Here is a 25,740-nt window from a genome sequence, read left to right as displayed (position 1 = left end):
GTTTCGCTGAAATCGCTGAAGGCGTTGAAGGCTTAGTACACGTTTCAGAAATGGACCACACAAACAAAAACATCCACCCATCTAAAGTTGTTCAGATCGGTGATGAAGTTGATGTTATGGTTCTTGAAGTTGATGAAGAACGTCGTCGTATTTCATTGGGTATCAAACAAACTCGTGCTAACCCATGGGAAGAGTTTGCTAAAGCAAATGAAAAAGGCGAAAAAGTTTCTGGTACGATCAAGTCAATCACTGATTTCGGTATCTTCATCGGTTTATCTGGTGGAATCGACGGTTTAGTACACTTGTCTGATATTTCTTGGAACGAACAAGGCGAAGAAGCGATTCGTCGTTACAAGAAAGGCGACACAGTTGAAGCAGTTATCTTATCTGTAGATGCTGAAGGTAACCGTATCAGCCTTGGTATCAAGCAATTAAACAGCGACCCATTCAATGACTTCTTGGCTGCGAATGAACGTGGTGCTTTAGTTAAAGGTACTGTAACTGCAGTTGATGCTAAAGGCGCAACAGTTAAACTTGCTGATGACATCGAAGCGACTCTTAAAGCATCTGAAATCAACCGCGATCGCGTTGAAGATGCGACTAAGTTCCTAGAAGTTGGTCAAGAAGTTGAAGCGAAGATCATCAACGTTGATCGTAAGTCTCGCTCTATCAACTTGTCTATCAAAGCGAAAGACGAAGCTGAAGAGAAAGAAGCTGTGAACACTGTTCGTCAAGCTGCTGCAACTCAAACTGCAGAAAGCAATGGTCCTAAAACCATTGGTGACTTAATTAAAGCTCAAATGAAGTAATTTGTTAAAAGGTACGTTTCTTGTAACAGATACGTACTTTTTTATACAAAAATACTGTAAACGGTAGCGTAGTATTGATGTACTACGCTACCGTTTTGTATTTAAACAGGTTATTATTAAAAAACTGAGAAGTAGCAATAATTAAAGAGGTCATCAATGACTACTGAAGCACTTAATAAATCTGATTTAATTGAACGGATTGCACTTAAAAACCCACACTTGGCTGAACCATTAGTGGAAGATGCTGTTAAGATTATGATCGATCAAATGATTGAAGCACTTTCAACGGGTGATCGTATCGAGATTCGTGGTTTTGGTAGCTTTGCTTTACATCACCGTGAGCCACGTTTAGGTCGAAATCCTAAAACTGGTAAATCTGTTGATGTTGCGGCAAAAGCTGTTCCTCATTTTAAACCAGGTAAAGCACTTCGTGATGCAGTAAACGAAACCGCTGATTAAGAGTTGAGGTGTTTATGCGTTATGTATTAATTGCATTGCTCGTTGTTATTTTTGGCTATTCGCTTGCTTTAGTGCTTCAAAACCCAACAGAGCTGCCAGTAGATTTATTATTTACTCAAGTTCCTGCCATGCGTTTAGGTCTTTTGCTTTTATTGACTTTAGCATTGGGTGTTGTGGTTGGATTATTGCTAGGCGTACAGGTTTTTCGCGTTTTTCAAACGAGTTGGGAAATCAAGCGATTACGTAAAGATATTGACCATCTTCGCAAAGAGCAAATTCAACTTGCTCAGCAAGCTGCCGCAGAAGTTGCAGCCAGTGTGAGACATGAGAAAACGGTGATGGATATTAATTCAGAAAGCCAACCTCGTAATCCGCTATAATTTAAGATATTTCAAGTGCTTTAAAATCCAGCGATTTTACAGCTAAAAAAAAGCTCTTTATTTGATTAAAGAGCTATTTTTTTACTTTAAGGAAAGCCAAGGTATCTTCATGTGGAACGTTTCTGCCGAGCAGATGTCGCTAAATCTATATTATCTGAACTGAGAGATAGCTGAAAGGTATCGTGGTGAGAAAGCTTTTTTCATTATGGATGCTTTCTTACTTTGTTCATTTTATTAATCATCTTATAATGAACTGATTTTTATGTGATGGAACTAGATTCGTGAGTATTATTGTTGCCTTAGACGCAAAAAGCCAATTTGACGCTTTAACTATTGTAGATCAGCTTGATCCGTCACTTTGTCGTGTAAAAGTGGGCAAAGAGCTTTTTACTCGTGAAGGTCCATCTATTGTTAAAAACCTACAAGATAAAGGTTTCGATGTTTTCCTTGATCTAAAGTTTCATGATATTCCGAATACAACAGCGCAAGCCGTTTGTGCAGCTGCTGATTTAGGTGTGTGGATGGTTAATGTCCATGCATCTGGTGGTCGTAAAATGATGGAAACTTGTGTAGAGCGGTTGCAGGCAGGAAATTATAAAACTCAATTGATTGCCGTGACTGTTTTAACCTCGATGGGACGTGAAGATTTACGTGATATTGGTTTGGATATTGAACCCGTTGAGCAGGTACAGCGTTTAGCAAAACTTACACAAGAAAGTGGTTTGGATGGTGTGGTATGTTCTGCACAAGAGGCAAAAATCTTACGTGAAATGCTAGGTCAAGACTTTGCACTTGTAACGCCAGGTATTCGTCCTGAAGGTTCAAATGCCGATGATCAAAAACGTATCGTGACACCAAAACAAGCAATGCAAGATGGTTCTACGCATTTAGTGATTGGTCGTCCCATTACCAAAGCAGACAATCCAACCGAAATGTTAAAGTCGATTTTAGCTTCGATTTAAATCTATGCTTGTATAGGCGAACCGTGTTCGTCTATCGTGTGATCGACGAATTAGAAATCTGAATAGCTATTATAATTTCAGATTTAAAAACAAGCTGATTAACAGTGGTGCAAGTAAAGAAAGAATTAATCCGCTCATCATCGCATGTGGTATGTAATGCGTACCACATGATTGTTTGACCATGGCGAGTGTGACATCCATCGAGGTTGCGCCAGCACTTGAAATTGCCGATCGTGGAAAACGCCAACCGAGACAATACATCAATAGAATCGCGAAAATTTCTCTAAATAGATCAGTTAATAACGCAATCCCACCGAGTTTGGCTGAGTGTAGTTCGGTAAATAAAATGCCTGACATAGAATACCAACCATAGCCTTGGGCCAAAGCCATCACTTCATTCAAGCTATAGTCATTGGATAAAATAAAATAGTTGAAAATAGAGGCTAAACACGAGCCAATAATGGCAGCAATAGGAACAAGTAAAATTTTCCAACTCAACCAACTGCGATCAAATTGTGTAAAGGCGAGCTCAATACCGATCAAGCAGATAAATATCAGTAATAAATACCAACTATTAAATGTGATTTGTAGATTAGAGATATTTACAAGTGTGCCAAGCAGAATTCCGACACCCAATGCTAAAAATGCTTTAGCAATATTTTTCAATGCATTGATGAATAGATGTAATGAAATTCTTCCTTGTACGCTTTGGCGATCAATGATTTTGTAGGTAATCAAACAAATGAAAAATGAGCCGATCGAGGTGGTAAATGCGATTAATACTGCAGGTGGTAAAATTGCAATAGGATTTGGAATGTGGTTCAACGCTTGGCTGAGTTCAAATGCAACACTAATTAATAGAACATAAGAAAAATAAGGCAGGATTTGAAAAACAAATCGCTTAATTTTTTGTGATAAGTGGGGAGCTAAGAAATAGCCTAAGCTTATTGCAATAAAAATTTGGAAAATAAGGACGACAGATTGCATAAAAAAAGCAGGTCACGAATAACCTGCTTATTATGAAGAATTATTGATTAGGCTGCATTGTTTTTTACATTTGCTGTTGTACTGATAAAATTATAATCAGCTACATTTACTTTACGGGTTTCTAACCAGAATCTCCAAGTGTAGGTTGGCCATAAAGAGAAGTTTTTACCGTCAGCCGCTTGGTACCAACTACTACAACCACCTGCTTGCCATACTGTACCTTTAAGTTGTTCTTGGACACGTTCGTTAAATTGATCCTGTACGTCATGTTTGACTTCAATTGCTTGAGTACCTGTTTTATCTACGGTTTGGATCAACTGAAGAATGTAATTCACTTGTGATTCGATCATGAAAATCACAGAGTTATGCCCAAGAATTGTGTTCGGACCCAATAACTGGAACAGGTTAGGGAAGTTCTTGGTGCTGATACCATAGTAACTTTCTGCGCCATCTTTCCATGCTTGTTTGAGTTCAATCCCATTGCGTCCAACACAATTGAAATGCTTCAAATAGATGCGTGGATCAGTGATAAAACCTGTGCCATAAATTAAGCAATCGATTTGACGTTCTTTACCATCTTTGGTCATGATGCCATTTTCTGTGATTTCTTGAACGCCATCGGTAATTAATTCAACATTTTTTCGATTGAACGTTGGGAAGTATTTATTTGAAATCAAAATACGTTTACAGCCCATCACAAAATCTGGAGTCAGTTTTTTCGCTAATGCTTTATCTTTGACTTGGAAGCGAATAAAGGCTTCTGCAAGTTTTTGACCATATTTCATGATCTGAGGCTGTACGATAGGCACAACACGAGATTCATTGGTCCAGTACAAACGACTACGGTGAATTTGACGATAGAGATTGGACGCTTTAAATAATGTTTTACTTAATTTTGAGTATTTACGTTCATCACGAGGAATCACCCAAGCGGCAGTACGTTGAAAGACATAAAGCTGCTTAACTTCGGGTGCGATTTCAGGGATATATTGAATCGCACTACCACCTGTACCAATCGAGGCAACGGATTTACCGCTTAGATCGTAATTGTGATCCCATTGAGAAGAGTGGAACACTTTACCTTTAAATTTTTCTATGCCTTTGAGATGTGGAACTTGAGGGACATGGAGTGGACCAGAAGCAAAAATAACAAACTGCGCTTCAAGCGTAGGTTGGTCTTTAAATTCTACTGTCCAGATATTACGTTGTTCATCAAACTCGGCATGTGTGACTTCATGATTGAATTTACAATAATCTTTCAGTGTGTATTGTTCAGTAATATCTTGAATATAATCAAAGATTTCATCTGCCTCGGCATAGCGCTTCGACCAGTCTGTTTTCGGTGCAAATGACAGGGAATACATGTGTGATTGCACATCACAAGCAGCACCTGGATATTGGTTTTCACGCCATGTACCACCAACATCATTGGTTTTTTCTAAGATTACAAAATCCTTGATTTGGCTTTGTAATAGTCGAATTGCCATTGCTAAGCCACCAAAACCTGCACCAATAATTGCAACTTTAGTTTTTTGAATTGCATTCTGGTTTACATTACGCATAGTCCACGCCCTATACCACTAAATTTTGTGTCAGTTTAAAGGTTTTGGCGAGATTAAATATGATTGTATAGACGTAAAACTTGATCATTTCGGCAATTCATTTATATGTGTTTTTATAGTAAAACATTAAAGTTTTGAGAATTGTATTCAGAATTATGAAGAGATCTATCCTCGGATTGATGTATTTGATTCAAGGCATGCGCCATGTTGGTATTGATGTGGATGCACGTTTAGCAAATATGGGAATACAGGCTGATGCTTTAGATCCAAGTTCAATTATACCTGATGCAATTGAATGGGATATTTTGCAACATATTAGTCAGGATATTGCGCCAGAACAAGGTCTGTTCATTGGGCAGCATTATGCACTGGCTGGATACGGTCCTTTTCTCATGTTGATCGTTACCAGTGACACATTACATCATGCCTTGTTGAATGGCGTGCGTTTCCAACAGTTAACTCATTTATTTGGTTCTTTACAGCTCGAAATTGACAATAAAGCGATTCATTTATTTTATCAACCTACTGATCTAGATACCCATTTAGGGCAGTTTAGAGCGCAATGTGAAATCTCAGGAACCTATAAGTTCCTGCAAGACATATTTAAGATGATGGGACTTGATACACCCAATATTCAGATCGAACTGCCTTTTCAAAGACCCGATGATGTGCAACTCACCGCTGCATATCAGCAATACTATGGTCAAGATGTCAAATTTGGGTGTAAGCAAGCCGTATTTATTTTAGAAAATACTCAAATTTTGGATGTTAGTGTTCCTTCGGCTGATGCACTGACTTATAGAATGTATGAAGAAAAATGCCTACGTGACATAGAACTATTAGAGAAGGTTTCTGATTCAAAAGTGACGATCGTCGAATATGTCGAGGATTATCTAGAGTTGCAAAATGGAGTCATACCAACCATGACTGAAACAGCATATGCATTGAAAATTCCAGAGCGAACTTTAAGGCATCAATTGCAGCAAATGCAGACCAGTTATAAAGAAATTCGTGAAAGACTGATAAAGCAAAAGGCAATAAGATTCATCGAAGGCAGCTCATATTCAATTGAACAAATTGCCGAAATGTTAGGTTATTCTGAGCCAGCGGCTTTCAATCATGCATTTAAAAGGTGGTTTGGACACAGTCCTCGCCAATATAATCGAAATCATTAAATGATTAAAAATGGTACATTATGATGTTTAAACCTGATGATAAATAAGCCTAAAATCTAATGTCTTTGAACTCAATGTTCGATATAATTTTCCTCAATTAAAATTGCAATAACACCTTATGTCAAATTCTAAACCAGACTCACATAGCACTGCGTATATTCCAACGTCACCTGCTGAGCGTTATGCTCAAGCAATTCAGTCAGGACAATTCATGCCTGATGAAGCTCAGGCTCAGGCAGTGCAAGAGTTAGATCGAGTATGGAAAGAGTTACTCACTCGCTATAAGGCTTCAAAAAAAGCATTTCGACGTTTCCGTCGTCAAACCTACCCTAAAGGTGTTTATATGTGGGGTGGTGTTGGTCGTGGAAAAACTTGGCTTATGGATCAATTTTATGAGTCAGTTCCATTTCGTCGCAAAATTCGAATGCATTTTCATCACTTTATGCAGCATGTACATAAAGAGTTAAATAAACTTTCAGGTCAGCGTAATCCTCTAGATTCGGTTGCTGATCAAATTTATAAAAATGCTGTGGTGATATGCTTTGATGAGTTTTTTGTATCAAACGTAACTGACGCAATGATTCTGAGTGATTTATTCCAAAAATTATTCGAGCGTGGCGTTACGCTGGTTGCAACGTCAAACATTGCGCCAGAAGGTTTATATAAAAATGGTATTCACCGAGATCGGTTCTTGCCTACGATTGAATTGGTACAGAAAAACTGTACAGTTTTGAATGTAGATGCAGGAATTGACTATCGTTTGCGGGTATTAAAACAGGCACAGTTGTTTAAGCACCCATTAGGTCATGATGTACAGTCTTGGATGTCAGAGCGTTTCCATGCTTTAACACAAACTCAGGTGCAGTCAAACTCACCGATCATGATTAATAATCGAGTAGTAGAGACTTTGGGACACACTGAAGATGTTTTGTGGTGTGAGTTTTCGGAACTCTGTTTTAAACCACGTAGTCCGGCTGATTTTATCGAGATTGCCAATATTTATAATACGGTATTGGTAAGTGGTGTGCCGCATTTGACTGATTTCTTGTCAGAGGGAACACGTCGTTTCATTTATTTAGTCGACGAATTCTATGATCGCGGTGTGAAGTTATTACTAACCTCAGAAGATTCAATTATTGAGCTTTATGAAGGGGATAGATTGGCATTTGAAATTGAAAGGACACGTTCAAGATTGTTAGAAATGCAATCGGATGAGTATCTAAATTCTGAGCATCGGCAAATTCAAATTGCAAAAACATCATAAATTTAAAAGGCATTCTTCGGAATGTCTTTTTTTATAAATTTAGATAGAGAAAGCTTTATTCTTGGTTAAATTTTGCTATAACTAGGTAGGTTTTAGAATTGAGTGTGTTGCAAACTGAAACAGTAAGGACGTTATATATTTTATTTTTCTGGTAAGGTGTAAATTGATATTTGTCAATACCTTCTGCTTGGAAAATGCTTACTATTTAGGAATGTGATATTACTATTCAGGCTAGTATAAATCGGTATACTAGGTTTCTTGTTATAAAAAGTTAGCACCATCAGGAAAGACAATGACTGCACGTATTCAAAAAGGCAAGCTAGCGATTGCTAAAGAACTTTACGATTTCATCGAAAATGAAGCTTTACCAGGTTCTGGTTTAGACAGTGAAACTTATTGGAAAAACTTCGAGCAAGTCGTTGTCGATCTTAGCCCAAAGAACAAAGCATTATTGGCTAAGCGTGAAGAGCTCCAAGCGAAGATTGATGAATGGCATCGCAACAATAAATTTGAACTAAATGCATATAAAGCGTTTTTGACTGAAATTGGTTACTTAGTACCTGAAGTTGCAGATTTCCAAGTTACAACTGAAAATGTAGATGAAGAAATTGCTTTATTGGCAGGTCCACAATTGGTTGTGCCTGTACGTAACGCACGTTATTGCTTGAACGCTGCCAATGCACGTTGGGGCTCTTTATACGATGCGCTTTATGGTACAGATGTAATTTCTGAAGAAGACGGTGCGGAAAAAGGTAAGGGTTATAATCCAGTTCGTGGCGATAAGGTAATTGCATTCGCTAAGAACTTCTTAAATCAAACTTTCCCATTAGCGCAAGGTTCACATGCGGATGCGACCAAATATGCGATTGATCACAATCGTTTAGTCGTCACTTTGAAAGATGGTTCTACATCATCTTTAGAGCATGAGTCTCAGTTTGTTGGTTTTAATGGTGATGCTGCCAATCCAACAGAAATCGTTTTATTAAATAATGGCTTACACGTTATCATTGATATCGATGCAAATAGCCCAGTGGGTAAAACTGACGCTGCTGGTGTTAAGGATTTAACGCTTGAAGCTGCGATTACAACGATTCAAGATTTAGAAGATTCTGTTGCAGCCGTTGATGCAGAAGAGAAAGTTGAAGGCTACCGTAACTGGTTAGGTTTGATGAAAGGCGATCTGCAAGAATCAATCGAGAAAAATGGCAAAACCGTTACTCGTGCGTTGAACAAAGACCGTACCGTTCAAAACTTAATTGGTGGTACCACAACATTACATGGTCGTTCACTCATGCTACTTCGTAACGTTGGTCACTTGATGACAAACCCTGCGATCTTGGTTGAAGGTGAAGAAGTTTTTGAAGGTATTATGGATGCTTTAGTGACGCCATTACTTTCAATTGCAGATATCCGTGGTCAAAACGAGAACAAAAACTCTCGTAAAGGTTCGATGTATATCGTTAAACCAAAAATGCATGGTCCAGAAGAAGTTGCATTTGCAGTTGAGCTATTTGAGCGTGCAGAACAAGCGCTTGGCTTACCAGCAAAAACACTCAAAATCGGAATCATGGATGAAGAGCGTCGCACCTCTGTAAACTTGAAAAACTGTATTGCTGCTGCTAAAGACCGTACAATTTTCATTAATACTGGCTTTATGGACCGTACAGGTGATGAAATCCACACCTCTATGGAAGCTGCGCCAATGGTGCGTAAAGAAGCTGTTAAAACACAAAAATGGATTGCATCTTACGAAAACCGTAACGTTGCGATTGGTTTAGTTTGTGGCTTACAAGGTAAAGCACAAATTGGTAAAGGCATGTGGCCAAAACCAGACAGCATGAAAGACATGTTAGCAACCAAGACTGCACATCCAAATGCAGGTGCAACTTGTGCATGGGTTCCTTCACCAACAGGTGCGGTATTGCATGCAATGCATTACCATCAAATCAATGTGAAAGCACGCCAAGATGAGTTAGCTGCAGAAGAAATGTTGACGCTTGATGACTTGTTGACACCTCCGTTTGCGCCTGAAACAAATTGGACGGCTGAAGAGCTTAACAATGAACTTGAAAATAACTGTCAAGGTATTCTCGGTTATGTTGTTCGTTGGGTTGATCTCGGTGTGGGTTGTTCTAAAGTTCCAGATATCAACAACGTTGGTTTAATGGAAGACCGTGCAACATTACGTATTTCTTCTCAGCACGTTGCAAACTGGTTGCGTCACGGTATTGTAACGCGTACGCAAGTTGAAGACGTACTAAAACGTATGGCGGTTATTGTTGATCAACAAAATGCGAATGATGCGCTATATACACCAATGGCACCAAACTTTGATGGTATCGCTTTCCAAGCGGCTTCAGACTTGATCTTTAAAGGTGCAGAGCAACCTTCAGGTTACACAGAGCCATTGTTACACGCTGCGCGTTTAAAATTAAAAGGTTATACAGGTGATTAATCTCATCTAATCCAAAGAGCCTCTACGGAGGCTCTTTTTTATGCATATTAATTTGTAGAGGGGAATATAGGGTTAACAGAAGTACGGGATAGATGATGTTGGCGAGATAATGAATATGAAGTAATTGTTAAAAACACGAAACATAATACAAATGAAATATTTGCTATAATTCATTCTAATTTGATCATTCAGTCGAATCGTAACGATGTCTCATATTTTAAAATTAGATGCTTTAAAGCAAGCACAAGTTTCTACATCTCCATATCCATACTTTGTTGTGGAAAACTCGATAGTAGACGAAGAAGTAAAAGCCGTCATTCAAGATTTTCCAAAGATTGAACAAGGTGGAAGTTATAATATAGAAGATGTAGAGATCAAACCCAACTTTGATCGTTTTTTAAAATCATTAGATAGTAAAGCGTTCCGCCAAATTTTGACTGAAAAATTTGATGTAGATGTGATGGAACATCCAATGATGATTACGTTACGTGGTTATTCTCGTCAAAAAGATGGGCGTATTCATTCTGATTCTAAGACCAAGTTATTGACTATTTTGATTTATTTAAATGAATCGTGGGATGCACCTACGGGTCGTCTTCGTATTTTAAATGATGAAAAGAACATGGATGATTATGTCGAAGAAATTAATGCTGGTCCAGGCACGTTGGTTGCTTTTAAAGTGACTGATAATGGTTGGCATGGCTATGTCCCTTATGAAGGACAACGTCAATCGATCCAAATCAATTTTTTAACCAGTGATAAAGCCAATGCCAAACATCGTTTTGTACATGGTTTAAGTGCGAAATTGAAAAAGTTATTTAAATAAGCTTTGAACAAAGTGAGGAGGTGAGCAGACCTCCTTTTTAATATCTTATTTTGAGCGTTGTATGATTAAGTGATCTTATGTGTGCTAATTATAAACCTTTGACTATTGAACAAGCGAAGCAACTTGAACTTCCGCTTATTCCTTTTGAATATGCGGATGAGGTTTATCCAAGTTATAAGACTCCTTTATTGTTTAAATCAGAACAAGGTTTGGAGTGGCGTGAGGTATTATTTGGGCTAGTGCCTAAATGGTCTGAAGATACCAATATTACGAAGCATACTTATAATGCGCGGCACGAAACAATTTTTCAAAAGCCGAGTTTTCAAGAGGCGGCATCTAAGTGTAAGTTTGGCGTTATCCCTGTCTCAGAGTTTTATGAAAGTAAATATATTGATCATAAGCCCCAAAGATGGGGAGTTCGCCGTAAAGATGGCAAAGGTTTTTTTATTGCGGCGGTTTATGAGATTCGAAAACTAAATGATCAGATTATTCGTTCTGCAACGATGTTAACGATGGATGCAATTGACCATCCAATGATGAAAGACTTTCACGAACCGGGTGATGTAAAACGATCAGTTGTGGTTGTTCCTCACGATCGTTTAGATGAATGGCTGAGTTTAAAACAACCGAATCAACTCTTCGATTTTATGCAAGGTTTCCCTGTAGAAGAGTTTGAATGTTCATATGTACCTAAGGCAAAGATAGAAAAAATCACACCACAGTTAAATATGTTCGATGCATTCTAGCGTTTTATCATCCAAATAAAAAAAGGCTTCAAATCGAAGCCTCCCTCGCTAAGCAAAAATCAACGCGCAAGATTTTTAAACATAAGCTTTAGAATTTCCATGGTTTTTTCAATTTGAAGAGGCGTTAAGCCATCAAAAGATTGTTCCAAAATAACAGAAGTTAGATCATTGATTTTGATGACCATTTCCTTGCCTTTATCGGTTAGATAAACGCGGGTAATACGGCCATCATCTTTACAAGAATAGGTTTCGATATAACCTTCATCTTTCAAGCGATAAACAATTTTGGTTGTAGTAGACATTTTTGAAATGACCATATCCGAAAGTTCGGAGACGCTTGCATGAGGTTTAACTTCTAATGCAATTAAAATACGACGGCGAGAGTTGTCTAAACCATATTTCTTGAGTACGTTGTCAATATTTTGAACGTACTGAGAATTTACTTGAGAAATCCAATAGTATGGAAAATCTTCTAGCTTAAATGATTCGGCTGTAGGTAAAAAACGCGCATATTTCTTTGTCATTTACTTCTTTCCCATGCTTGTATATCGAGCAATATAGCGTCGCTCTTAGATTCCATGAAATGTCTACAATTTATCTGCTAAAAAAACCTTTTCTGATTTTTTTATCATTTCATTGATAGCAAATCTACCAAAGATAATTATGAAACTATCTTTATAAATGATTAAGGGAATTATCACAAAATTCACATAAATTTGTAATGAATAATGTATTTCCTGAATCATTTTATTTCAGTGATATTCCTACAATTTTGCATTTCTGCTCATTTGTAGAGTAATCGTATTGTAGGAAAAAAATACGCGTTTTGACGTGACTTTTTTATAAAAAATTCTGTCTAAAATGTCATAAAAATACAAAATCATTATATTTATAAAATAAATAATCGTTAAATATATAAAAAATACATGTGTTTGTTTTAATCATTTGGTTAAAATTTGATGGAAAAGAAGTGATAAGTAATGTTGAATAAATACATGCTTTATCACACTTTATAGTGACGAGACTTAAATTTATTACTTTAAAAGTGTTATTTATTAAGATTTCCTAATCAATAATATTGTTGGATAAGAAAAATTAATTGATAACACAAGAAATAAAAAGTCATACCTAGCAAATCGCAGCCATCAAAACACAATAAAAAAACGCATCTAAACTGGATTACGCGTTTAGATGCGGAAAGTGTGAATCTAAAAGAGGAGATAGATGCAGAGGATTAGACTGTTAATTCATTTTCAATAATAGGCCATAACTTCTGATGTGATTTTTTAAACATTAACATATGCCCAATCTGCTTATAGCCAAGTTGTTGAGGTTTTAGCTCAATTAATTTGGTTTTGGCATTTGGATATAAACCTAAGAGCTCTTTGACGTTTGCTTGAGTAGCAATCTCATCATCAGTAGCCCAAAATGAAGTAATAGGGCATTGAATTTCCTGATGATAATCTTCAAATATGGTTTTACCCACTGCGTTCATGACATAACCCGGTTTACTACAAAATTCCGCCCATTGCTTCGCCACATTTTTGGGTAAATTTTCGCCCATTCCGATAAATTGTGTTGCACCATAGCCTTTGATAAAGCTAGAGAGTGGAAAAATTATATTAAACATAACGGGTGCTAAAAATTTGGTCTTGCCTTTTAATCCTTTTACATGTCCAGTAGAACCTGCAATTGCGACTACTTTAGCGACTTTGTCATAGTTGGGGTTAATACCAAGTAGCTGTCCACCAGCACTGTGCCCAATGATGATTACTTTCTCAGATTGTGTTTGATGCAATAAGCTGTCAACTGCAGCGGGGATGTCTAAGATTCCCCAATCGTTAATACTAGCCGTGGAGTTTTTCAGCGGCTCATGTAGTGATTCTCCGATTCCTCTAAAATCAAAACTCAGAACAGGATAGCCTCGTTGGCTTAACCATTCAGCGAAAGAATGATAGAACGTTTTAGTAATGCCTGTTGCAGGGCAAATCAAAATTGGATAATTTTTGCTGTCAACTTGTGCTGGATAAAATTGGGCAGCCAGTTGATAGCCATCTTTACAATCGATCCAGCATGATTCATAGGTATTCATTTGAAAATACTCTTGTAATTGCATCTTTTTACTTTACCTGAGTTCTAAAAAGAAACTCGATTAAAAAATGACTGCAAAGTCAATTTTTAGGTAATATAGGTGCGCATAATGAATCATATTTATATTGGGGAGATGAGATGTATGTTTTGAGTAGCGCGACACAAATTGCGATTGTGTTTAGCGGGATTTTTTTATGGGTTGGTATGCTGACAGGGGTTTGGAAGTATTATCAGATTAGAAAAACAGAACAAGCACGAGCCCATTATTATGTAGATATTGCTCATCGGAGTAGTCTACTTTATGCGGCTGCAAGTCTAATTCTTGCTGTTTTAAGTCACTTTACTGTTTTATCAGCGTCTATCGCTTTGTTTTGTGTCATTGCCAATTTATTCTATTTTGCGATGTCTATTTTGACTTATATCATCCATGGATTTTTAAGAGATACAACCAATCAATTCAAACAACCACATCAATTAGGTCGGTGGACACTTCCTGCTTGGGCAATGAGTTTAATCATGTTGAGTTTAATTATTGTTGAACTAGGTGCGACAGCAGTATTGGTATTTGGAACCATCGCTAAATTTCTGTATTAAAAAAATGGATGATTACTCATCCATTTTCCTTAAAGATTTTATCTTACGTGCGAGGCTGAGCTGTCGGAATTTTTGATCAACGACTGCCCATACACAAAACGCTAATGAAACAATCAGTGCGTAAACAAAATATTCAGGTTTCAAGTTGCCTTTAATTGTACCCTGAACTAACAGTGTCGCCATGAGTGCGAGTGTGGTAATGGCATAAACAATTGAGTCATTGGTCTTCAGAGTGTTAATGAAGACTTGCTTGTTGAAATGTGTTGATAACATCTCCATCCCTCCTTGTCTTAATGACAAAACCATGCGATTTTGTCGGAATTGTTATTAAAGTTGTACTGCGATTTTCTCTTTATTTCAATAGGTAAATCTATAATTTTTTTGAATAAGTTTATATTGATATTGATTGTTAAAGTTTTTTAGTATTCTTAATGTGTGTTGTTGGTATTTTTTGTTAAATATCAACTCCATTTTTTTACATTTTGAAAAATTTAGAACTGCTATTCATCTGTGCAAATTGGGGATTCGGGTATGAAAAATGCGATATTTTATGTGGATAGCGATGTTTAGGTGAGAATAATTTGTCGTAAACAAAATACGTCCATTGGGTAAAGGAACATTTTTTGTATAGCTAAAATCATGTTTGGGTAAAACACTATTTTAACGACAAATTATTTTATCTTTTTGTTGCTAGCACTCGATCCACGATCATTGCAATTACAAGAATGATTAAAGATGGAAGTAACCATGCAAGATTTTGGTCATTTAAGGGTAATTGCTCAATGAATGTAGGTAAGTGAGTACCAAAGCCTGCTGCTTTAATGGCTTCGATGATACCAAAAAGGAAAGCAACACCAGTCACTGAACCGACGACAATAGAGGGCTTATTCCAATATTTCCAAAAAAAGCTCAGCATAATCACCACAATTGCAGGTGGATAAATTGCGCTCAAAACGGGAATTGAGAAGGCGATCAACTTGGTTAAGCCTAAGTTAGAAATTAATAGTGAAAACCCTGTGAGAATAAACACCAACAATTTGTAAGGTAGACCAGTCAACTCTGTGAAGTATTCGGCGCATGCGCAGGTTAAACCAATTGCTGTCACCATACAGGCAAGGAAAATCAAACCTGTGAGGAAATAAGAGCCATAATCGCCAAATGCGTGCTGTACATAGGCATGCAAAATAATTGCACCATTGTCTGCATTTGCAGCGACTTCATGGCTACCTAAACCAAGCTTAAATAAGCTGACATAAACGAGAGTAAGGCCTACACCCGCGATCAGACTTGCGATGATGGCATACTTGGTTATGAGTTTAGTGTCGGTTACGCCACGAGACTGAATCGCTTGAATGATCACAATACCAAAGACTAAAGCGCCTAACGTATCCATGGTCAAGTAACCACTGACAAAACCTTCTGAAACTGGACTAGCCACGTAGTTATTGATGGGTGGTGAGATCAATCCAGTCGGTATGGCAAATGCAGCAATACCGAGTATTGCCAACGCAATAATTTTTAATGGTGCAAGTACATGACCTACAGTATCTAAGAGTTTGTTTGGGTAAAGCGAAATAGCCGTAACAAAAGCAAAGTAAATGATACTGTAAATAAAAAGGCTGCTGCTTGATGTTCCAAAGTAAGGCGCAAAGCCAATCTCATAGGAAACAGTAGCGGTGCGTGGGGTTGCAAATAGTGGCCCTACAGTTAAATAGCAGACGATTGTAAGCAATAAACTGGCAAAACGTCCGAGTGGTGAGCTGATATTTTCAATTGAACCTTGGGTGCGAGACAAGGCCATGATGGTAATAACAGGAAGACCAACTGCGGTGATTAAGAAGCCAAATGCAGCAAGCCACACATGTTCACCAGCTTGCTGGGCAACAATGGGAGGAAAAATAATATTGCCAGCACCAATAAACAGTGCAAAGGTCATAAAACCTAAAGCAATAATATCTCCTGTACGGAGTTGGTTCATAAAAGAGGGGAGTTTAAAATAAAAGTGCGAATTTTAGAGCATAAGTGCGGTCATTTGAAACTAATTTATGTGAAAGTTGCTTTATTTTTGGCTAAAAAGACCGCATTAGAACTTTACAGTGTTATACCTTCATTGAATTTGTTAAAAGCCAGGGCAGGTATCATGTGTGCTATCGTTTTTTCCTGTGATCATAATTGAAATTAAATGTAAAATAAAAATGCTGTTTTAGTCATAAAATGATTGAAGATTTGATGGTTGAAGCGTACAACTATCTGAAATACACAATGCAATACTTGATCTGCATTTTTCGAATTAATTTGTTTTTTTATAAGGAATATCTCGGATGAGAGCTTCTACTGTGACCATTAAAACAGAACAAGATATTGAGAGATTACGTATCTCGGGTCGTTTGGCGGCACAAGTATTGGAAATGATTGGTCCTTATATAAAGGCTGGTGTTTCAACTGAATATTTAGATGATATCTGTAATGATTATATCGTCAATACATTACAAGTTATTCCTGCCAATGTTGGCTATCACGGTTTTACCAAAACCACCTGTATTTCGGTCAATGAAGAAGTGTGTCACGGAATTCCTTCTGCGAAAAGGATTTTGCAAGATGGTGATATTCTAAATATTGATGTTGCAGTCATTAAAGATGGTTATTTTGGTGATACCAGCCGTATGTACTTTGTGGGTGAACCTGCCTCGGAAGCAAAAAAATTAGTCGAAACAACCTACGAAGCGATGCTAGCGGGTATTCATACGGTTAAACCAGGTGCGACATTGGGTGATATTGGTCATGCCATTCAATCCGTTGCGCAACGTGAAGGCTATAGTATCGTACGAGAATACTGTGGGCATGGGATCGGACGTGTTTACCATGAACAACCGAATATCTTGCATTATGGTCAAAAAGGCCAAGGCATGGTATTGAAAAAAGGAATGGTTTTTACCATTGAGCCGATGGTCAATGCTGGAAAGCCACAGATTAAAGAGTTAAGTGATGGTTGGACGGTGGTCACCCAAGACAAGTCACTATCAGCGCAATGGGAACATATGGTCGCAGTTACTGATGATGGTTTTGAGTTATTGACCCCGTGGCCGAATGGAACAGGTCATTATCCAAGTATTTAGTTATAAGCACTGCGAAGTACAGCAAAGGTTCGATATTTTAATATCGAACCTTTTTTGTTGCACACTGAGCCAGTTGCTCAACCAAATAGTCGATAAATACCCGTACTGCCGGCAATAACCCTCTACGTGAAGGATAAACGGCATGGAAAATACCATGTGGTGCAGTCCATTCAGGCAATACTTTTACCAATTGACCAGATTGAACGAAGTCTTGTGCGATGCTATCAGGTAGCAATGCAATACCACAGTTTTGACTGGCTAATTCAGCAAGCATGAGTAAGTTTGAACCCATAATGACAGGATTCACTTTGATTTTTTTCTGTAGTTTATTTGGGTCGGTGAGTAAGAAATGTTGATCGAGATGATCTTCAGCCATACTGATAATACGATGATCGGTCAGTTGTTCTGGTGTAGTTAAATGTCCAAATTCATTTAGGTAGGCTTGGCTAGCAAAGAGGCGTTGCTCAATCGCTTCAAACTCTCGTAAAACCAAATTTGGATCATCATCTAATTTCGAGCGAACACGTAAGGCTACATCTACTCCCTCGTTGATGACATCAATACGACGGTTGCTCACCATCATTTGTACTCGCACCTCAGGATATTTCTTTAAAAAATTGGGTAGGATTTTCGTCATTTGATTTTGAGCAATATCAACTGGAACGCTGACTTTTATGACACCACGAGGTTCACTACTTAAATGATTCACCGCATCATGCGCTGCTTGAGCGGCATTCATCATCACTTGAGCATGTCGATAAACATCCATACCAATATCTGTTACAGCAAAATGGCGTGAACTACGTTGGATGAGACGCACGCCTAATTGTTCTTCAAGATTATAGACTCTACGGCTGAGTTTAGACTTTGGGATTTCTGTGGCGCGTTCCGCAGCACTAAAGCCCCCATGTTCAACGACAAGGGCAAAACAATAAAAATCATCTAAATCAGTTAACATTATTCAATTCCATTTCTGCAACATTCATTATTTTATAGATATATCGTTGCAAAAATAAGTGATGAGTAGAGGTTTTTTGTGAAGCATAAATTCTTTTATAATCTTTAAAATTTTTTGAAATAATCAATATGCCTTATCAACTGGTTGAAGTGTCTAGCGCTACAGCAAATGTTTGCTGCCCTCATTGTGATCATGCAGTATTAGATTGGGAGCAAGAACAGTATATTCAGCCTTGTGAACATACTTTGTTTATCGCAATGGATCTAGGTTTTGAGTATATAGCTGATCGTTTTGAGGCGGAATTGCCACAGTCTGTTGATGAAATTCATGAAGATCCAAACATGAATGTTTTTCTCAGCGTCACACAAGCAAATTATACTGAAATGCAAATTTATAAAGCAGATTTAGGTGTGGAAGGTCTGTTTAGATATATTGGTTTTAATCAGAATTGAATTTAACTAAATAAAAAAGCCAATCATTTGATTGGCTTTCGTTTGTACAGCTTAGGCTTCAGGCGCTGCGCTGTGTTGTTCAACTAATGGTTTTAACTCACCATTTTGGAACATTTCAAGCATGATATCGCTACCACCAATAAGCTCGCCGTTTATCCATAATTGTGGAAAAGTAGGCCAGTTCGCAATTTGAGGTAAAGTTGCACGAATATCTTGATTTTCTAAGATATTTACATAGGCAAATGGACGACCAATTTGGCTAAGTGCTTCTACTGCACGAGCAGAAAAACCACATTGCGGGAATTGTGGAGTGCCTTTCATGTAAAGTAAAACAGGGTGTTTCGCAATTTGATCACGAATTAACGCTACTGTATCACGCGCTTGTTCCGTCATTAGATAGATCCTCAACTAAACTTCCGACATTATATACCCAAAAAAATGGCTATGCGGGGGATTACTCAAGATTTTTCTTATATAAATGTGAGTTTACGCTTTCAATCTACGCAAGTTTTTGCTTATATAACTTTTTTCCCCACAACTAATGATAGATTGAGTTTGTTATGACTAATATTACTCTTGCGCCTGTGCAACCTGATCAACCATCACATATTATGGCAACCTATGGTCGCCAAGCGATCAGTTTTGTGCGAGGACGAGGGGCGTATTTATATACAGCAGATGGTACAGAGTATTTAGATGCTTTAACGGGCATTGCTGTATGTGGCTTAGGTCATGCACACCCAGTTATCGCAGCAGCAATTGCTGAGCAAGCAGCTACATTAGTGCATACCAGTAATCTATTTGAAATTCCTTGGCAGACAGCCGCAGCACAGAAACTTGCAGAGGTTTCTGGGATGGAGGAAATCTTTTTCTCAAATAGCGGCGCAGAATCAAATGAAGGAGCAATTAAAATTGCACGTAAATTTGGTGCACAACAAGGCATAGCCAATCCCAAAATTATCGTTGCTGAGCAATCGTTTCATGGTCGTACCTTAGCGACTTTATCTGCGACAGGAAATAAAAAGGTTCAAGAAGGCTTTGCGCCACTTGTTGAAGGTTTCGTCCGCGTTCCTTTTGGTGATGTCGAGGCAATCCAAGAAGCAGCTATTCATCATCCTGATATTGTTGCGATCTTAATTGAACCGATTCAAGGTGAGGGTGGTGTCAATACTGCGCCTCAAGGTTTTAGTTATTTGGAAGAAGTTCGCGCTCTTTGTAATCAGCATAACTGGTTAATGATGCTCGATGAAATTCAAACAGGGAATGGACGTACTGGTAAATACTTTGCCTATCAACACACCAATATTATTCCTGATGTAATGACCACAGCCAAAGGTTTAGGCAATGGCTTTCCTGTTGGTGCTGTGATGACACAAGGCAAAGCTGTTGGGATATTGGGAGCTGGTAGCCATGGTTCGACTTATGGTGGCACTGTGCTAGGCTCTCGTGTGGTCTACACCGTAATAGATACGCTTCAACAAGAAAATGCGGTTGAAAACGCGGCAAAAGTAGGCGCGTATATTGTTGAAAAGTTACGTGAGCAATTGACAGAGCAACACGTTCAAGTGCGTGGTTTTGGCATGATGATTGGAATTCAGTTACCCAAAGATTGTGCTGAGTTGGTTGCGATTGCGCGTGATCAATATAAATTAATCATCAATGTCACAGCAGGTTCAGTGGTACGTTTGTTGCCGCCTTTAAACATGACTCCAGATCAAGCCGATGAGTTGCTCAAGCGCCTCGTTCCTATGATTCAAGATTTTTTGGCTGCATAACGGTAAACTAATCTAAATAAAAAATGGGCAATTTTAGAAATTGCCCATTTTTTATTAAGCATATAGACCCCCTCCTTTATGAAAGGAGGGTTGGGGAGGATTTTTAGCCAGAAATATATTGTTGAAGCTGTTCAATGAGAATACGTTGATCATCCATCGCAGCTTTAACCAAGTCACCAATTGAAATAAAACCCACAAGTTTCTCATCATCAAGTACTGGTAAATGGCGTAAATGGCGATCAGTCATCAATTGTAAGCATTCTTCTACGGTATTGTTTAGACTGACTGAAATAACCTTTGAAGTCATAATATCCGCAACAAGTGTGCTGTTTGAAGAACGTTCCATCAATGCAATCTTACGGGTATAGTCACGTTCTGAAAAAATACCGATGACTTTTTCATCTTCAGCAACGACTAAAGCACCTACACCTTTGTCCGCCATAATTTTAATCGCTTCAAGTACAGTCGCATTTGGTGAGATTGTAAAAATTGATTGTACAGCTTTATTTTTTATGACTTGAGCAACGATTGTCATTGTTTATCCACCTGTGTTGTATTGTCATTTTCATTTAACTTAACGGTATTTTTTTTAATTGCAAAGCCCTAATTTAATTTCAATGATGACTTTTTAAGCATTTATAAGAAAAAGCCATCATTGAGTCGTTCTTGACTGCACTAAGCGGCAATAATTGGTTGCTGCGGCATAAAAAAGAAATGCTGCATTTGCTGAGTCGAAAGTTTAAATTTGCAATGAGACGAGTTAAAAAGGGCTGGTTCGACTTGTAAGCGTGTGAGCAAGGGAAGTAAGGATTCATGAAAATCCTTTGGTGTAATCTTACGAGGTGTGTAGTGTTTCCAGTTTGATCGTGCATAACGATGTGCTTGCACACCATTCAGCCAAAAAGGAAATACATGCCCATCCTGATCAGACGTGATCGCCCAACCATCGTGATAAAGTCCCCATAGAACGCCACAATACATCATGGTCTTGAGAATCGAGATTTTGATCATCAACTCTCGTGATACTGGCTGGAAATGATTGAACCTATACATATTATTAAACTAATATTATTTAAACTTATGTTTTATTATAAGAAATTTAGATGACATTTATGTTTAAACTATTCATCAAAATCGTAAGCAAATATTCTTAAGCATTACAAAACGCCACCTGAGCAAGCCAAAGCGACTAAAGCTTTGGCGCAGTGCAAGATAAGCGAAGTGCGTAGGTTAAAAGCGATTGTAGCTTTGGTGCAGCGCAAGATAAGCGAAGCGCGTAGTATTCTGGGAATAATATTTTTATTTAGTATAGGCATAAAAAAACGCCACCTGAGCAGATCAAAGCGATTAAAGCTTTGATGTAGCGCAAGGACGTTTTATCATGCTTGTAAGGTTGCCATCTTCTGCCAATACTGGGCTTTCAGGGAGTCACGTTCGACTCGGAAACCTTGATAGTACAACTCTGCTAAAAATAATGCCGCTTTCCCGTGACCTGCTTGGGCAACTTGTTCAAGCTCTTTCACGGCATCTAGAAAGTTTTTTTGCGACTGGATTGTATTTACCGCGTTTGCATAAACATGTTCTAGTTCATGTTGTGTAAAATGTTGAATCATATATAACTCCTTATTTTAATTATGATTACCGCATATTCTATTCAAAGCTACATTGCTCTGAATTTAAGCTAATTTAACATTGTATTGTGAAGTTATTATGACAAAATTAATGGAATTGTCAAATATTTAACTCGTTTTTACGTTCATTCGCTTTGTTTAAATAAAAGCTTACACGATTAAACACTGTGAACAAGTAATTTTAAGTAAAATCAAAGTGAAAATAAAAGAAAAGGAGAATAACATGTCAGCTATCATAGATGGTTTAAGCTTTGATATTCCGCCATCAGAAAACCAAATTATTGCTCTGGCCCATTACCATCGTAAGTTACTCGATGAAGCTGTATTTCATCAAGAAATCCATTTGGGTGACTATTGTCTTGCGCAGCGTAAACGCGTTTATGATTTTGCAATTCGTCTAACGCCTGAGCAAAAAGATCACTTTTATGAAGTTTATAATGGAGAGTTGATGCGTATTGCTGATGATGATGAATTACATCCAGCGGATGCTGAGAACGGTGTAGGGATGTTTGCAATCTTTATTAGTTTGGCGATTATTGCACTGATTCTATACTTTGCTTTTGTTCGAACGCTGATGGGTTAGTGTTTTGCGATCTCCTTTAGGGGTTGCGTTATTGTTGGAAAAACAGCCTATAACGCAACCATCTATGAAAGATCGCTAAACTTGATGCTTGTTCTTAGTGAATCAGAGACATACACTACTTCATAACACTGAGGTAGGTTATGTTGTCTATCATTTCTAAATATAAAGTCTTGCAATCCCAGTTCGGATTTAAATTTGACCATTTTTACAATATTTTGGTCAGTCTTATTTTATTGGGTATTTTTATACTTGCGTATGGTGCATTGCAGCACCCGATCAATAATTTTCAATATCAGCACGTCATTCAGCTTTCACAACAAGCAAGCCACCCCAAAACTCAAGATATGGCTGAGAATGTGCTGCAACAACATCAAGTGCGCCGTGTAGAGTATCTGAAGCTTTTGAATGCGTATCAATTTGAATCAAATCGTATTCGACAGTACCCAGCAATGGCCAAAGAGGATGAATAAGTTTTAGCTGATTGGCTTCCATTTATAACTGAATGCTTGGTCTTGGTCAGTAAAAAATAGGATTTTATGCTAGACTGGCCATCTTCTAAAAAGCTGCTTTTTTCTCAAGGAATCGACATGCAACAGCAATCGAATATGCAAAATAAATTCTTGATAAATGCTGATATCGGTGATGATGATGTCACGTTGCCGAGTTTACCTGCTGTCGATGTTCCAATTATTGAACCTGTGCAGACTCAAGTTGAAGCTACTCCAGTTATTGAAATTTCAGAATCAACGTCAGAATCAGAGAACGATGATCAACAAAAAGTAGGTGGTTTCTTTGGTCGAATGAAAGATGGTTTGACCAAAACTCGTCGCAGTTTTACGGATGGGATGGTCAATATTCTTATTGGTGGCAAAGAAATTGATGATGAGTTATTAGAAGAAGTTGAAGAACAATTACTTGTTGCTGATATCGGTGTTGATGCGACTAAAACGATTATTGCAAACCTGACTGAAAGAACTGCACGTGGTGATTTGATTTATTCAAATGCTTTGTATAAAGCTTTGCAAGAAGAGCTGGTCGCTTTACTTGCGCCACGTGTAAAACCGTTACATATCGATCCAAACAAATCCCCTTATGTGATTTTGATGGTTGGTGTAAATGGAGTGGGTAAAACCACAACGATTGGTAAGCTTGCAAAACGTTTACAAGGTGAAGGCAAAAAGGTCATGCTTGCGGCAGGCGATACCTTCCGAGCTGCGGCTACTGAGCAATTACAAATTTGGGGTGAGCGCAATGACATTCCTGTGGTTGCTCAAGGCAATGGTGCTGACAGCGCATCCGTAATTTTTGATGCTTTTGAAAGTGCACGAGCTAAAGGTATGGATGTCTTGATTGCTGACACTGCTGGTCGTTTGCAAAATAAATCGCACTTAATGGAAGAGCTTAAAAAAGTGAAACGTGTGATGCAAAAGATTGATGCGACTGCGCCACATGAAATCATGTTGATCGTAGATGCGGGCACGGGTCAAAATGCGATTAATCAAGTGCAATTATTTGATGAAGCAGTAGGTTTGACGGGTATTACGATTACCAAGTTGGATGGTACAGCGAAAGGTGGTGTGTTATTCAATATCGCTAGCCGTACTCATGTGCCAATTCGTTATATCGGTGTGGGTGAGAAAATTGATGATCTACGTCCTTTCTCAGCGAAGTCCTTTGTTGCTGCATTATTTGAAACAGATAAATAAGTTCTGATGATATTAGGAACTCCACTTTATGATGAGGTGGAGTTTTTTTTTGCTCTAGAAAAAGAGATATGTTGCGAAAATAGAACGATCTGTTATGTTTTTGGGGCTATGCCTAAAAAATGAAGCGTTATAAACTGACCTCAATCCAAGATAACTCCCTTTAGGTCATAGGTAGGAATAACAACATGAGTAACTTTTTAAATAGTATCAAAACACGTCGTACAATTTATGCAATTGGTAAAAACGTTTCAGTTGATCAAGCAACTATTGAAGAAACCATTCGTGAAGCAGTAAAACAAAGTCCATCTTCATTTAACTCACAAACCTCACGTGTTGTTACTCTATATGGTAAGTCTCATAGCAAATTTTGGGAAATCGTTCGTGAAACTTTGCGTAAAATGGTTCCTGCAGAAGCATTTGCAAATACAAGTGCAAAAATTGATAGCTTTGCGGCTGGTTTTGGTACGGCATTGTTTTACGAAGATCAAGACGTTGTAAAAGGTTTACAAGAGCAGTTCGCGTTGTACGCAGATAATTTCCCAGTATGGTCTGAACATTCAAGTGCGATTGCTCAGTTCGCGACTTGGACGGCATTGGCTGAAATCGGTGTGGGTGCTTCATTACAACACTACAATCCAATTGTAGATGCCGAAGTTGCTGAAACTTTCGATATTCCAGCAAATTGGAAATTACGCGCTCAGCTTGTATTTGGTTCAATTGAAGCTCCAGCAGGCGAAAAAACCTATATGGATGATGCCATTCGCTTTAAAACATTTAATTAAGTTTAAATCGTTGTTAACCTAAAAGAGCACTTAATGTGCTCTTTTTGTTGTAATAAGAAAAACAGCAAAATTCGCCAAAAGCAGTACGAATTTTTTAATTATACATTTTTATCGACAATCGGCGCGGTAGGTAATTTTAATCGAGTGTATTTAGGCATAAAATTACAAGATTTTAATGAGTTAGTTTGGTTAAATCACTGGCAGCACTATTATTCAACACACGTTTTGAGATTAAAATAATTGAATTATTGAAAAGGCAATACATTGTGTTCTTGACCTTTTCTTAAATAAGTTCTATTTTGGAACTCGATTAGTTTTAATTCAGATGAACATGTGCAAATAAGCTTTAAATTAACCATCCCAACACAATCAAGTCGAAACCAGTGTTGAATATGATCAAAATTTTGTAGATGTTATGAGATCAGCA

The 25,740-nt window shown here is 37.9% G+C and carries 28 protein-coding genes; 17 read left to right on the top strand and 11 right to left on the bottom strand.

The window, feature by feature from the left end:
- The 4 genes from J2Y37_RS15210 to pyrF all read left to right on the top strand — a co-directional run.
- A partial coding sequence (locus J2Y37_RS15210) for a S1 RNA-binding domain-containing protein (RefSeq protein WP_349033354.1) occupies positions 1 to 809 on the top strand: 809 nt, incomplete at its 5' end.
- A gap of 156 nt (positions 810 to 965) precedes the next feature.
- On the top strand, positions 966 to 1,268 hold the full coding sequence (locus J2Y37_RS15205) for an integration host factor subunit beta (RefSeq protein ID WP_004671373.1): 303 nt from the start codon (positions 966 to 968) through the stop codon (positions 1,266 to 1,268).
- A gap of 14 nt (positions 1,269 to 1,282) precedes the next feature.
- A complete protein-coding gene (locus J2Y37_RS15200) occupies positions 1,283 to 1,648 on the top strand; it encodes a lipopolysaccharide assembly protein LapA domain-containing protein (RefSeq protein WP_121930259.1) in 366 nt (121 codons plus the stop codon).
- A gap of 281 nt (positions 1,649 to 1,929) precedes the next feature.
- Positions 1,930 to 2,610, top strand: coding sequence for an orotidine-5'-phosphate decarboxylase (gene pyrF / locus J2Y37_RS15195; protein WP_349033353.1), 681 nt, complete (start codon positions 1,930 to 1,932; stop codon positions 2,608 to 2,610).
- A gap of 69 nt (positions 2,611 to 2,679) precedes the next feature.
- Here pyrF and J2Y37_RS15190 read toward each other — a convergent pair whose 3' ends face one another.
- Complete coding sequence (locus J2Y37_RS15190; RefSeq protein WP_349033352.1) at positions 2,680 to 3,597, bottom strand: lysine exporter LysO family protein; 918 nt, start codon at positions 3,595 to 3,597, stop codon at positions 2,680 to 2,682.
- Between the two features lie 47 nt (positions 3,598 to 3,644).
- Complete coding sequence (locus J2Y37_RS15185) at positions 3,645 to 5,159, bottom strand: NAD(P)/FAD-dependent oxidoreductase (RefSeq protein ID WP_349033351.1); 1,515 nt, start codon at positions 5,157 to 5,159, stop codon at positions 3,645 to 3,647.
- A gap of 155 nt (positions 5,160 to 5,314) precedes the next feature.
- Between J2Y37_RS15185 and J2Y37_RS15180 the strand changes: the two genes are divergently transcribed.
- From J2Y37_RS15180 to J2Y37_RS15160, 5 genes are all read left to right on the top strand, one after another.
- Positions 5,315 to 6,334: a helix-turn-helix domain-containing protein gene (locus tag J2Y37_RS15180; RefSeq protein ID WP_349033350.1), complete on the top strand. Its 1,020-nt coding sequence runs from the start codon at positions 5,315 to 5,317 to the stop codon at positions 6,332 to 6,334.
- A 118-nt stretch (positions 6,335 to 6,452) separates the two neighbouring features.
- On the top strand, positions 6,453 to 7,598 hold the full coding sequence (gene zapE, locus J2Y37_RS15175; RefSeq protein ID WP_004671365.1) for a cell division protein ZapE: 1,146 nt from the start codon (positions 6,453 to 6,455) through the stop codon (positions 7,596 to 7,598).
- Between the two features lie 292 nt (positions 7,599 to 7,890).
- A complete protein-coding gene (locus J2Y37_RS15170) occupies positions 7,891 to 10,053 on the top strand; it encodes a malate synthase G (RefSeq protein WP_349033349.1) in 2,163 nt (720 codons plus the stop codon).
- Positions 10,054 to 10,258: 205 nt separating this feature from the next.
- On the top strand, positions 10,259 to 10,879 hold the full coding sequence (locus J2Y37_RS15165; protein WP_004671363.1) for a 2OG-Fe(II) oxygenase: 621 nt from the start codon (positions 10,259 to 10,261) through the stop codon (positions 10,877 to 10,879).
- A 77-nt stretch (positions 10,880 to 10,956) separates the two neighbouring features.
- Positions 10,957 to 11,625: an SOS response-associated peptidase family protein gene (locus J2Y37_RS15160; RefSeq protein ID WP_349033348.1), complete on the top strand. Its 669-nt coding sequence runs from the start codon at positions 10,957 to 10,959 to the stop codon at positions 11,623 to 11,625.
- Positions 11,626 to 11,684: 59 nt separating this feature from the next.
- On the opposite strand, the gene J2Y37_RS15155 is transcribed toward J2Y37_RS15160, so the two are convergent.
- Together J2Y37_RS15155 and J2Y37_RS15150 are read right to left on the bottom strand one after the other, a co-directional pair.
- Complete coding sequence (locus J2Y37_RS15155) at positions 11,685 to 12,149, bottom strand: MarR family winged helix-turn-helix transcriptional regulator (RefSeq protein WP_004671360.1); 465 nt, start codon at positions 12,147 to 12,149, stop codon at positions 11,685 to 11,687.
- A gap of 710 nt (positions 12,150 to 12,859) precedes the next feature.
- A complete protein-coding gene (locus J2Y37_RS15150; protein WP_349033347.1) occupies positions 12,860 to 13,741 on the bottom strand; it encodes an alpha/beta fold hydrolase in 882 nt (293 codons plus the stop codon).
- 113 nt (positions 13,742 to 13,854) lie between these two features.
- Here J2Y37_RS15150 and J2Y37_RS15145 point away from each other — a divergent pair, with 113 nt between their 5' ends.
- The gene (locus tag J2Y37_RS15145; RefSeq protein WP_349033346.1) at positions 13,855 to 14,310 is read left to right on the top strand and encodes a hypothetical protein; all 456 of its coding nucleotides are present in this window, start codon (positions 13,855 to 13,857) and stop codon (positions 14,308 to 14,310) included.
- 12 nt (positions 14,311 to 14,322) lie between these two features.
- Here J2Y37_RS15145 and J2Y37_RS15140 read toward each other — a convergent pair whose 3' ends face one another.
- Together J2Y37_RS15140 and brnQ are read right to left on the bottom strand one after the other, a co-directional pair.
- Positions 14,323 to 14,583, bottom strand: a complete 261-nt coding sequence (locus J2Y37_RS15140; RefSeq protein ID WP_349033345.1) for a hypothetical protein — start codon at positions 14,581 to 14,583, stop codon at positions 14,323 to 14,325.
- A 403-nt stretch (positions 14,584 to 14,986) separates the two neighbouring features.
- Positions 14,987 to 16,288 carry a branched-chain amino acid transport system II carrier protein gene (gene brnQ, locus J2Y37_RS15135; RefSeq protein ID WP_349033344.1) on the bottom strand — a complete coding sequence of 434 codons (1,302 nt, stop codon included), beginning with the start codon at positions 16,286 to 16,288 and terminating at the stop codon, positions 14,987 to 14,989.
- A 343-nt stretch (positions 16,289 to 16,631) separates the two neighbouring features.
- Here brnQ and map point away from each other — a divergent pair, with 343 nt between their 5' ends.
- Positions 16,632 to 17,426 (top strand): type I methionyl aminopeptidase, encoded by a 795-nt coding sequence (gene map / locus J2Y37_RS15130; protein ID WP_004671354.1) that lies wholly within the window; start codon positions 16,632 to 16,634, stop codon positions 17,424 to 17,426.
- 37 nt (positions 17,427 to 17,463) lie between these two features.
- Here the strand turns inward: map and J2Y37_RS15125 are convergent, their stop codons facing one another.
- Complete coding sequence (locus J2Y37_RS15125) at positions 17,464 to 18,384, bottom strand: LysR family transcriptional regulator (RefSeq protein ID WP_005197136.1); 921 nt, start codon at positions 18,382 to 18,384, stop codon at positions 17,464 to 17,466.
- 128 nt (positions 18,385 to 18,512) lie between these two features.
- Between J2Y37_RS15125 and J2Y37_RS15120 the strand changes: the two genes are divergently transcribed.
- The gene (locus J2Y37_RS15120) at positions 18,513 to 18,836 is read left to right on the top strand and encodes a hypothetical protein (protein ID WP_349033343.1); all 324 of its coding nucleotides are present in this window, start codon (positions 18,513 to 18,515) and stop codon (positions 18,834 to 18,836) included.
- 51 nt (positions 18,837 to 18,887) lie between these two features.
- Here the strand turns inward: J2Y37_RS15120 and grxD are convergent, their stop codons facing one another.
- Positions 18,888 to 19,229 carry a Grx4 family monothiol glutaredoxin gene (gene grxD / locus J2Y37_RS15115; protein WP_004671348.1) on the bottom strand — a complete coding sequence of 114 codons (342 nt, stop codon included), beginning with the start codon at positions 19,227 to 19,229 and terminating at the stop codon, positions 18,888 to 18,890.
- A gap of 167 nt (positions 19,230 to 19,396) precedes the next feature.
- On the opposite strand from grxD, the gene J2Y37_RS15110 reads away from it, so the two are divergent.
- Entirely contained in the window at positions 19,397 to 20,611 is a 1,215-nt protein-coding gene (locus tag J2Y37_RS15110) for an aspartate aminotransferase family protein (RefSeq protein ID WP_349033342.1), read from the top strand.
- Between the two features lie 103 nt (positions 20,612 to 20,714).
- On the opposite strand, the gene J2Y37_RS15105 is transcribed toward J2Y37_RS15110, so the two are convergent.
- The 3 genes from J2Y37_RS15105 to J2Y37_RS15095 all read right to left on the bottom strand — a co-directional run bounded on the left by J2Y37_RS15105 (position 20,715) and on the right by J2Y37_RS15095 (position 22,224).
- Positions 20,715 to 21,146: a CBS domain-containing protein gene (locus J2Y37_RS15105; RefSeq protein WP_004671344.1), complete on the bottom strand. Its 432-nt coding sequence runs from the start codon at positions 21,144 to 21,146 to the stop codon at positions 20,715 to 20,717.
- 140 nt (positions 21,147 to 21,286) lie between these two features.
- The gene (locus J2Y37_RS15100) at positions 21,287 to 21,622 is read right to left on the bottom strand and encodes a DUF2750 domain-containing protein (RefSeq protein WP_004671343.1); all 336 of its coding nucleotides are present in this window, start codon (positions 21,620 to 21,622) and stop codon (positions 21,287 to 21,289) included.
- A gap of 368 nt (positions 21,623 to 21,990) precedes the next feature.
- A complete protein-coding gene (locus J2Y37_RS15095) occupies positions 21,991 to 22,224 on the bottom strand; it encodes a hypothetical protein (protein WP_004671340.1) in 234 nt (77 codons plus the stop codon).
- Between the two features lie 241 nt (positions 22,225 to 22,465).
- Between J2Y37_RS15095 and J2Y37_RS15090 the strand changes: the two genes are divergently transcribed.
- The 4 genes from J2Y37_RS15090 (at position 22,466) to J2Y37_RS15075 (ending at position 25,313) form a co-directional block, all read left to right on the top strand.
- Positions 22,466 to 22,825: a hypothetical protein gene (locus tag J2Y37_RS15090; protein ID WP_349033341.1), complete on the top strand. Its 360-nt coding sequence runs from the start codon at positions 22,466 to 22,468 to the stop codon at positions 22,823 to 22,825.
- Between the two features lie 140 nt (positions 22,826 to 22,965).
- Positions 22,966 to 23,295: a hypothetical protein gene (locus tag J2Y37_RS15085; RefSeq protein WP_349033340.1), complete on the top strand. Its 330-nt coding sequence runs from the start codon at positions 22,966 to 22,968 to the stop codon at positions 23,293 to 23,295.
- Positions 23,296 to 23,412: 117 nt separating this feature from the next.
- Entirely contained in the window at positions 23,413 to 24,531 is a 1,119-nt protein-coding gene (ftsY, locus tag J2Y37_RS15080) for a signal recognition particle-docking protein FtsY (protein ID WP_349033339.1), read from the top strand.
- Between the two features lie 185 nt (positions 24,532 to 24,716).
- Positions 24,717 to 25,313, top strand: coding sequence for a nitroreductase family protein (locus J2Y37_RS15075; RefSeq protein ID WP_349033338.1), 597 nt, complete (start codon positions 24,717 to 24,719; stop codon positions 25,311 to 25,313).
- Positions 25,314 to 25,740 lie beyond the last annotated feature (427 nt).

It is taken from the genome of Acinetobacter sp. 3657 (assembly GCF_031456775.1).
Classification (GTDB): Bacteria; Pseudomonadota; Gammaproteobacteria; order Pseudomonadales; family Moraxellaceae; genus Acinetobacter.
The sequence above is the reverse complement of the archived record's forward strand: the minus strand, read 5'-3'. Positions and strand labels throughout refer to the sequence as shown.

Bases quoted from the DNA above. Each gene is read 5' to 3' on its own strand.
- J2Y37_RS15205 (WP_004671373.1), top strand. From the start codon at position 966: ATGACTACTGAAGCACTTAATAAATCTGATTTAATTGAACGGATTGCA.
- J2Y37_RS15200 (WP_121930259.1), top strand. From the start codon at position 1,283: ATGCGTTATGTATTAATTGCATTGCTCGTTGTTATTTTTGGCTATTCG.
- J2Y37_RS15190 (WP_349033352.1), bottom strand. From the start codon at position 3,597: ATGCAATCTGTCGTCCTTATTTTCCAAATTTTTATTGCAATAAGCTTA.
- J2Y37_RS15185 (WP_349033351.1), bottom strand. From the start codon at position 5,159: ATGCGTAATGTAAACCAGAATGCAATTCAAAAAACTAAAGTTGCAATT.
- J2Y37_RS15180 (WP_349033350.1), top strand. From the start codon at position 5,315: ATGAAGAGATCTATCCTCGGATTGATGTATTTGATTCAAGGCATGCGC.
- zapE (WP_004671365.1), top strand. From the start codon at position 6,453: ATGTCAAATTCTAAACCAGACTCACATAGCACTGCGTATATTCCAACG.
- J2Y37_RS15170 (WP_349033349.1), top strand. From the start codon at position 7,891: ATGACTGCACGTATTCAAAAAGGCAAGCTAGCGATTGCTAAAGAACTT.
- J2Y37_RS15165 (WP_004671363.1), top strand. From the start codon at position 10,259: ATGTCTCATATTTTAAAATTAGATGCTTTAAAGCAAGCACAAGTTTCT.
- J2Y37_RS15160 (WP_349033348.1), top strand. From the start codon at position 10,957: ATGTGTGCTAATTATAAACCTTTGACTATTGAACAAGCGAAGCAACTT.
- J2Y37_RS15155 (WP_004671360.1), bottom strand. From the start codon at position 12,149: ATGACAAAGAAATATGCGCGTTTTTTACCTACAGCCGAATCATTTAAG.
- J2Y37_RS15150 (WP_349033347.1), bottom strand. From the start codon at position 13,741: ATGCAATTACAAGAGTATTTTCAAATGAATACCTATGAATCATGCTGG.
- J2Y37_RS15145 (WP_349033346.1), top strand. From the start codon at position 13,855: ATGTATGTTTTGAGTAGCGCGACACAAATTGCGATTGTGTTTAGCGGG.
- J2Y37_RS15140 (WP_349033345.1), bottom strand. From the start codon at position 14,583: ATGTTATCAACACATTTCAACAAGCAAGTCTTCATTAACACTCTGAAG.
- brnQ (WP_349033344.1), bottom strand. From the start codon at position 16,288: ATGAACCAACTCCGTACAGGAGATATTATTGCTTTAGGTTTTATGACC.
- map (WP_004671354.1), top strand. From the start codon at position 16,632: ATGAGAGCTTCTACTGTGACCATTAAAACAGAACAAGATATTGAGAGA.
- J2Y37_RS15125 (WP_005197136.1), bottom strand. From the start codon at position 18,384: ATGTTAACTGATTTAGATGATTTTTATTGTTTTGCCCTTGTCGTTGAA.
- J2Y37_RS15120 (WP_349033343.1), top strand. From the start codon at position 18,513: ATGCCTTATCAACTGGTTGAAGTGTCTAGCGCTACAGCAAATGTTTGC.
- grxD (WP_004671348.1), bottom strand. From the start codon at position 19,229: ATGACGGAACAAGCGCGTGATACAGTAGCGTTAATTCGTGATCAAATT.
- J2Y37_RS15110 (WP_349033342.1), top strand. From the start codon at position 19,397: ATGACTAATATTACTCTTGCGCCTGTGCAACCTGATCAACCATCACAT.
- J2Y37_RS15105 (WP_004671344.1), bottom strand. From the start codon at position 21,146: ATGACAATCGTTGCTCAAGTCATAAAAAATAAAGCTGTACAATCAATT.
- J2Y37_RS15100 (WP_004671343.1), bottom strand. From the start codon at position 21,622: ATGATCAAAATCTCGATTCTCAAGACCATGATGTATTGTGGCGTTCTA.
- J2Y37_RS15095 (WP_004671340.1), bottom strand. From the start codon at position 22,224: ATGATTCAACATTTTACACAACATGAACTAGAACATGTTTATGCAAAC.
- J2Y37_RS15090 (WP_349033341.1), top strand. From the start codon at position 22,466: ATGTCAGCTATCATAGATGGTTTAAGCTTTGATATTCCGCCATCAGAA.
- J2Y37_RS15085 (WP_349033340.1), top strand. From the start codon at position 22,966: ATGTTGTCTATCATTTCTAAATATAAAGTCTTGCAATCCCAGTTCGGA.
- ftsY (WP_349033339.1), top strand. From the start codon at position 23,413: ATGCAACAGCAATCGAATATGCAAAATAAATTCTTGATAAATGCTGAT.
- J2Y37_RS15075 (WP_349033338.1), top strand. From the start codon at position 24,717: ATGAGTAACTTTTTAAATAGTATCAAAACACGTCGTACAATTTATGCA.